This is a genomic window from Endozoicomonas sp. ONNA1 (assembly GCF_024606325.1).
Lineage (GTDB): Bacteria > Pseudomonadota > Gammaproteobacteria > Pseudomonadales > Endozoicomonadaceae > Endozoicomonas_A.
In genome coordinates this window covers 1-7,433 of record NZ_JAHHPN010000958.1, presented here as the reverse complement: position 1 = coordinate 7,433, position 7,433 = coordinate 1, and the positions used below count along the sequence as shown (strand labels likewise).

Annotated in this window: 6 protein-coding genes and 1 pseudogene; 4 read left to right on the top strand and 3 right to left on the bottom strand. The window is 44.3% G+C overall.

What is annotated here, in order from left to right:
* Window positions 1-1,546 (top strand): calcium-binding protein (locus tag KDK19_RS23175; protein ID WP_306801390.1); only part of this gene is annotated, 1,546 nt, incomplete at its 5' end.
* A gap of 25 nt (window positions 1,547-1,571) precedes the next feature.
* Here the strand turns inward: KDK19_RS23175 and KDK19_RS23170 are convergent.
* Entirely contained in the window at window positions 1,572-2,117 is a 546-nt protein-coding gene (locus KDK19_RS23170; RefSeq protein ID WP_257293044.1) for a hypothetical protein, read from the bottom strand.
* Window positions 2,077-2,433 carry a hypothetical protein gene (locus KDK19_RS23165; RefSeq protein WP_257293043.1) on the bottom strand — a complete coding sequence of 119 codons (357 nt, stop codon included), beginning with the start codon at window positions 2,431-2,433 and terminating at the stop codon, window positions 2,077-2,079. Before KDK19_RS23165 ends, KDK19_RS23170 begins: the two co-directional genes overlap by 41 nt.
* Window positions 2,434-2,854: 421 nt before the next feature.
* Here KDK19_RS23165 and KDK19_RS23160 point away from each other — a divergent pair, with 421 nt between their 5' ends.
* Both KDK19_RS23160 and KDK19_RS23155 read left to right on the top strand, forming a co-directional pair.
* Complete coding sequence (locus tag KDK19_RS23160; RefSeq protein WP_368736496.1) at window positions 2,855-5,116, top strand: hypothetical protein; 2,262 nt, start codon at window positions 2,855-2,857, stop codon at window positions 5,114-5,116.
* A gap of 523 nt (window positions 5,117-5,639) precedes the next feature.
* A complete protein-coding gene (locus KDK19_RS23155) occupies window positions 5,640-6,305 on the top strand; it encodes a hypothetical protein (protein WP_257282042.1) in 666 nt (221 codons plus the stop codon).
* A gap of 176 nt (window positions 6,306-6,481) precedes the next feature.
* Here KDK19_RS23155 and KDK19_RS23150 read toward each other — a convergent pair.
* Window positions 6,482-6,679, bottom strand: a pseudogene (locus KDK19_RS23150) (IS110 family transposase); the annotation flags it as partial.
* Between the two features lie 154 nt (window positions 6,680-6,833).
* Here KDK19_RS23150 and KDK19_RS23145 point away from each other — a divergent pair.
* Window positions 6,834-7,244 carry a hypothetical protein gene (locus tag KDK19_RS23145; protein WP_257255203.1) on the top strand — a complete coding sequence of 137 codons (411 nt, stop codon included), beginning with the start codon at window positions 6,834-6,836 and terminating at the stop codon, window positions 7,242-7,244.
* The last annotated feature ends 189 nt before the right edge of the window (window positions 7,245-7,433 follow it).

Sequence of the window (7,433 nt, the reverse complement as noted above, 5' to 3'; positions counted from 1 at the left end):
CAGCGCCCAGAGCAATGCGTTCGATACTCTCTTTATTGATCCTCTGGTACTGGATTTGAATGGCGATGGTGTTCAGCTGGAGCATTTCGATCAGGCCAATGTTTTCTTTGATATTGATCACGACGGTGTTGAGGAGCAATCAGGCTGGGTATCACCAACGGATGGTCTACTGGCAATTGACCTGAATAATAATGGCAAGATTGATGATGTCAGTGAATTGTTCTCGGAATACTATCAGGGTGCGAAAGGCCAGGATGGTGCCCCCGGCGAAACGCCTTACGCAAATGGCTTTGAGGCACTACGAACTCTGGACAGTAACAGTGATGGCGTATTCAATAATCAGGATACGGCCTGGTCTTCCGTCAAGGTCTGGGTTGATGCGGACAGCGATGCAGAAACCGATGCTGGTGAGCTGAAAAGCCTGGAAGAAGCAGGCGTTGTCTCTGTGAATCTGGATGCCCGAAAAGAATCCGGCGAGATTCTGGACGGTAACGAGGTACTGGCCCGGGGTAACTTTGTTCAGAATGTTAATGGTGAGCTGAAAATCCGTGAAGCCATCGCCGCCAACTTCCTCTCCAACCCGGACGGTCATATTTTTATCGCTGAGGATGATGGTCAGAGAGTGACCTCTCAAAATGGTTTTACCAGCTATGCAGCAGGCGACAGTGGCGAAACTGTGGATGTCGCTGTTAAGGGGGTAAATTCGGCTTATGGTGGTCGTGGTAATGACACTCTGATTGGTGATGCAGGCTCTAACTGGCTGGCCGGCGGTGGCGGTTCCGACAGTTTTAATGCCGGAGCAGGCGACGATGTGCTACTGATTGATGGTGATGATAACCCAAACAATATTCAGGGCGGTGACGGTATTGATATCGTTAAGGTTCTGGGTACCAAGGGAGTCAGCCTGAATTTGCATCAGTCCGGGGTAGAAGTGGTCGAAGGTGGTCGAGGTAATGATGTATTCATTGGCGGCGGTGGCAGCAATGTCTTCATCAAGGGCGGTGAAGGCGATGATGTCATTTCCGGTGGCCTCGCAAACGATGCCCTGTCCGGTGAGGACGGGAACGATACTGTATATGGCGGCAAGGGCAATGATATTGTGCGGGGGCATCGTGGCCGAGACCGTTTGAGTGGCGGTGAAGGCAATGACGTTCTGGAAGGTGGACTGGACGACGACATCCTGTTGGGCGATGCCGGTAATGATGTACTGAATGGCGGTCAGGGTGATGACCGTATTGACGGTGGTCAAGGTGTGGATGTTGCAAGGTTTTCTGGCAGCTATTCAGACTATCGAATTACCCGAACCTCCGAGGGCATCTGGGTTACTGATACCGTGAGTGGCAGGGATGGCTCTGACTTCCTGACGGGCGTTGAGAAGTTCAGTTTCAGCGATGTGTCCACCGTGGATGTCAACCTGGAAAACTACTATTGGTGTGGGCTTCAACCTCCAAGAAGATCAGGTTTTAAGGGCAGTGCTTATTCACTTTGGTTACAGCACGGGGTATCCTCGGTGAACCGCCCGATGTGGAACTGCATGCCTGTGTAGGGAGAGCTCCCGAATATAACAGTTATTATACGGCTTTTTTGCTTTTCTCTGATATTGTGACGCCATAAGGCCAGTCATATGGTGGAATTTCTGTCCAATATTTTAAATCTGGTATTTCTTGAACTTTATCTAATGCTTTGACAGCAGCCTCGTATGTGTCAAATTTATGAAAGTGGACTATTTCTTTATCTATTGTTCCATAATCATCATAACTAACGACGTTTACTGGTTCACAAACAATATGGAATTTATTATTTAAACTTCCAATTCCAATACGAACATCCAAAACTCCAGACAAAGATAAGTCATTATCAAACCCAGCAAGTTCTCTACAAACAAATGAATCTATTAATTTAGTTATATTTAGAGCGTCTTCTAAAGGCAGTAAGCTTGACTCATTAATACAAAAATCTGGAATTTTTGGCTTCCACTCAAAAAGATAATAGCCTTCTAAAAATCTAAAGTTCTTAATCACTTTCTCTATTGTTCTTAATATTTGTTCAAACTCATACTTAGAATCATTTAGATTTTTATATATTTGCATAAGGTGTAAAAATAAATTCCTGTTCATTTATTCTGTTAATTTCTTTACCATTAACCTTGTAAAACTCATCAATTAGATAACTTTTACTTGCTTCGGATAAGCTTAAATCTTCGACAGGTACGTAAGAGTTATTATTACTGTTTTTCGAATATAAGGTCAAAGCTACACTATAAGAGTCATCATCGAAGAATCTTATTAATGATACAGTCCCTGTATATTTAGCACTTTTATCTAATTCTTCAAAATGCAAATTATTGGAAAATGGTTTTTCTGAAAATGGTAATTTTTTAAATGGCAAATCATTCGGATTTGTGTATCTTTTTCTTATTCTTTTATGATCCATTACTTACCCCCTTATTGGAAAATAGATATTGTTTTTGTGATCCTTGCTAAGTCGTATACGTATAACGCAGAGCTAAGCGGAAGCGTTTATGTTCATCTCTGACAATTATATATAACTTTGCCTGAAAGGGTAGCTCGAGTCTCTTCCAATATGAACTGAGCCTGAAGGTGAACCCAGTTTCCAACATGAAATGAGCCTGTAAACTCCAGCACTTTCGTTCATGATGAGAGGATGAAGATCATCATGAACACCACTTTCATCAAAACACTGAAGGACGTGCAAAACCCTCTCTAGCAGGCTCTCTGTCTGAATCCGGGCTAGGATTCCATGGATGAGGCTGGATTCAAGCAATAAGTGCAAGCGACTCCCCGGTGCAGACTTCAAGCTGTGTTCGCCCACCTAAGACCTTTCGAGGCGTGGTATTAATCAATACCACCGTGGTGCGAATATCCTCCCTTGCGGAGACGACACCCTTATTGGTAATGCGGGTTCGAACTGGCTCAAGGGCTATCGTGGTAATGACACCCTGTCAGGTGGCGACGGTTATGACATTCTGTTTGGTGGCTTGGGTAATGATACCTTAACGGGAGGAACCGGTAAGGACTTCTTCATCATCAAGCCGGAAGAAGGTGCTGTCGATACCATCACAGACTTCCACAATGGCGGTCCTGAAAAGATAGTTATTGCGGGTGTTGAAGGCGTTGAAGATTTTACCGATCTTACTGCGACGCAAGTAGGTTCCGATGTACAGCTCAGATTTGGATCTAATCAGACTCTACTTCTGAAGAACCAGCAAGTCGCCCATATTACTGAGCAGGACTTTACCTTTATATCGGATGAATCCTTGTTGGATGCCTATCTGGATATGTTGGCAAATTCAACGATCTGGACAGGTGATGATAATGTTCAGAATGGTCTGCTGCCCGATAGTTTGGGCAATATGACGTATTTTGCACAAGGGGGTAACGATGCCATTGGTGCTGTGACAGGCAATGATGTTCTGGATGGTGGTGATGGTAATGATTTCATTGATGGTGAGTATATCACCAACACCCCGGGAACGGATTGGCTGCAGGGTGGTCAGGGGAATGACCGACTGGAAGGAGGAGGCAGTGATGACTTGCTCTTTGGAGGAAGCGGAAACGATCTGCTGCTTGGTGAAGACGGTCATGATCGTCTGTTTGGTGATTCCGGCCAAGACAACCTGTTGGGTGGAGAAGGCAATGATGTGTTGCAGGGAGGTGATGGCGACGACCTTCTGCAGGGTCAGGGCGGTGACGATACCTTGTACCTTGATGGCGACTTGGGGAATATTGACCTTTCTTCAACGGGAGCCAATGTAGTAACAGGGTTGCTGGGAGGCTCAGGCTCAGACACTTATATTGTCTCAAGGGATAAAACAGGCTCTCAAAATCTCAGCTTGAGTTCATCTAATGGTGTGATGAGAATGTCATCGACCAACTTTATTGCTGACTTTGATGTGAACGCCAATGGTGACAAGATTGACTTGAGCCAGCTTGAGGGTGTCCGGGGATTTCAGGATATTACTGTCACTCAAAGTGTTATTAATGGACTGGCGATTGCCCGCCTGACTATCAATAATGCGGGGCAGGAGTACTTCGTTAACCTCTTTAATACGACAGCGGCCAGTGTGACTGCAGATCACTTTATTTTTGCCAATAGCCAACCTTATGGGTTGGTAACAGACGGGGATGACACTCTGGTCGGTGACGCTGGAGGCAATTATATCGATGGAGGTTCTGGTGCTGATGATATGACAGGCAGAACCGGGGACGACACCTATATCGTTGACGATATCGGCGATAAGGTAAATGAACTGGTTGCCGGTGGTTTTGATCATGTGATCAGTAGTGTCAGCTATGCCCTTGATGCAGAGGTTGAGAGTTTGACCCTGACAGGCAATGAACATCTGATGGCTACAGGTAATGACCAGGATAACCGCATTGTCGGTAATGCCGGTAATAACCTGCTCTCTGGCATGGGTGGCATAGACACTCTGGTGGGCAACGAAGGTAATGATATCTACGTCATTGACAATACCTCCGATCGACTGGTTGAACGCCTGAATGAAGGTACAGATACCGTCATGTCATCGGTCTCCTATACCCTGGGTGATCATCTGGAGAATCTGACACTCTCTGGCTCGGAGAATATCAATGCAACAGGCAATGAGCTGAGCAATATTCTGACCGGTAACCCGGGGCGCAATATCCTGAACGGTTCTGACGGAAATGATGTACTGACAGGCAAGCAGGGTAATGACTACCTGATGGGGGGTGAGGGTAACGATACGTACCGGTTTGCTGCAGGTGATGGTCTGGATATGTTGAATAACCAGAGTACCAATGCTTCGGATCATGATGTTCTGGAGCTGGAAGGTATCAGCAAAGAGAATATCTGGCTGATGCGTTCTGGCAATAATCTGTTGATCGATGTTGTGGGTTCCAACGATGCCATTGTCATTGAAGATTGGTATCGCGATACAAGTCAGCAGTTGGATGAGATTCGTGTCAATGATGCAGTGCTTCTTGCAAACAAGGTTGACAGCCTTGTAACTGCAATGGCTGGTTTCAGTGCCCCACCTGCGGGCAACGCTCAGCTGTCACAGGATACTCGGAATCAAATCGATCCTGTAATCACGGCCAGTTGGCAAGCAGCATAACTTAAGTTGAGTTAAGCAATCTGCAATGATGGTAAGTTCTCTGAGCGGTACTTATCATCATTGTTTCCCCATGATGTAACGTAAGAAATTTTGGGAGCCGAGTACTACTCAAAACATCCCGCTTGGTCGAGGACCAATCAAATCAGCATGATGGGCCATAATCAGCAGAGTGGGTATTTCTTAGCGGTGGGTAGGTCCATTTCGAACAGTGCCACTAGTCTGCTATGCTGACTGCTTCTACAACAAATCGGTCTGAGAACCGCAAACGTTTTGACAAAATAGAAGCAACTCTCGCCATCATCGTAAACCACCTTCAGAAATAGCCATGCCACCTAACAACTCGCTTGACGGGACTGTTCCGCTACCCGTCAGCTTTGAGGTTAAGCGCATCTGAGTCATCATGCTTATACAGTAGAATTGATTATGTTAGAAAGTCTTTCTCTATTGTTACAGATAAAAGTGACTTATATTCACATTGACTTGTCCTAACATGTATATTCAAAACTACGTAATAGGTGTTAGGATGTTAAGAGATAAATTATTATCAGCAGTATTTCTTCTTTGTTTAATAGCAAAAGCAAGTGCTGATGAAAAAGAGTCTAGCTCTGAAGTAATTGAAATAACAACGAAGTATGTATGTAGCCTTCTTGAAGGAAATTACGTTTCCTGTAAGCAGGAAATCATATCAGAGGAAGAAATCAGATTAAAGCTTCAAGATAAAATACAAAAGAAAATGGATCATACCTATCAAATTGTTTATAAGACACCAGTTGGAGGAACTACTCCTGATAGCTTTAATTTAGATAATGATGTTAATAACAAAAACAGCTCTATTCCTGCATGGAGCAATCCTGTAGTGACAACATTCTCAGTAACATCTACAGTCGCAACAATTGCGGGCCCCTTCGTTCAACTAGTTCAAAATACATGGAAAAGTTGTAAAAAAGGGCAAAAACCAGAAGCATCAGATATTTCTTGGGCCTGCATCGACGTTATTGCAAATGGATTGAATGTAGGAATGTTATTAACTCAATATTTTGCACAAGACGTCTCAATTGTAGTATGGGATTATTTATCACAATCAGCCGCAATGGTTATCGAGATAACCATCATTGGAAGCAGTATAGTTTTCTACTTTAAACATAAAACAAAACACGCTCACAATGCAGAATATCTGCCAATCAACTAAAAATGCTCGCTTAAATCGGGTAAGGGCTGGCCTTTCTCCAGCCCTCCCCACAGCACCCGGCATGCGGGTCCGCACCGGGCGGTTCACCGAGGATGCTGAAACCTGATCCATGACTCTTTCAGGGAGACAAACCCGATATTTGCAAGATAAATGTCGTTGAGTGCCTGCTGTGTTGCCCAGCAATGCATACATTCAACACCCACTACAATATTGTTCTGATAAGGTTCGATTAAGGCCTGAAGAGCTGATGGATCAGCCGCTATTTTCTGGTGAACCAAGGTGTCGCCTTGCTAATCAAGAATACAAACGAAGAGCATTCGGGCATGGAGATCAATACCACAGTAGTAAGGGTGAGAGTTGGTGTAGAATCTCATTGGGTCTTCTCCTTTTTTGGTTTGGTCGCCTATTAGCTTACTCAGTAAGCTGGGGAGAAGGCTCAATAGGTACCAATTGGTTCCAGGTGTCGCCTTCGGCGCACCTAAACCAGGCGTTGGCCCTTTCGCATATGAATAAACTTGAGGAAGAATAATGAGAAAAACAATACTTGAGATTTACGCATTACTTATATGTTCTGTAACTCTCATATGTTTTGCAGTTACATCTGGGATAATGCTTTACAATTTAGTTAGCGTAGTAAGTCCAGAGTTTGGTTTGTCTTCACATGATTATAAGCGTCTAAACAATAACGATAGATATTGGAACAATATCAAACCCTCATGTGGAGAATATAGTAAAGAAGGCTGTGGTGAAGCCGGAAAAAGACCTCCAGAAGGAGAGCTTACTAAAAAGAGAGAAGATGCAAGAAAATTAGCTCTTGAAGTAGAAGCTAGAAGTTCAATGCAGACATTTATTAAATCTCTAATCGTAGTAATAATTGATATTTTAATATTTATCCCTCATTGGATAATTGGTCGTAGAGCGAGAGAGAGTAATGGCTAATCGGGTAAGAGTTGATCTTTCTTCAGCTCTCCCCAAACCACCCGGCATGCGGGTCCGCACCGGGCGGTTCACCAAGGATAGTGAAACCTAATCCATAAGTCTTTCAGCGAAACAAGCCCAAGTTGTGCGAGGTAACTGTCGTTGAGTGCCTGCTGTGTTGCAAAGGTTTTGCTTAACCGGTAATACCCT

Excerpts from the sequence above, each read along its gene's own strand:
- KDK19_RS23145 (WP_257255203.1), top strand. The coding sequence starts at position 6,834 with ATGAGAAAAACAATACTTGAGATTTACGCATTACTTATATGTTCTGTA.
- KDK19_RS23165 (WP_257293043.1), bottom strand. The coding sequence starts at position 2,433 with ATGGATCATAAAAGAATAAGAAAAAGATACACAAATCCGAATGATTTG.
- KDK19_RS23155 (WP_257282042.1), top strand. The coding sequence starts at position 5,640 with ATGTTAAGAGATAAATTATTATCAGCAGTATTTCTTCTTTGTTTAATA.
- KDK19_RS23170 (WP_257293044.1), bottom strand. The coding sequence starts at position 2,117 with ATGAACAGGAATTTATTTTTACACCTTATGCAAATATATAAAAATCTA.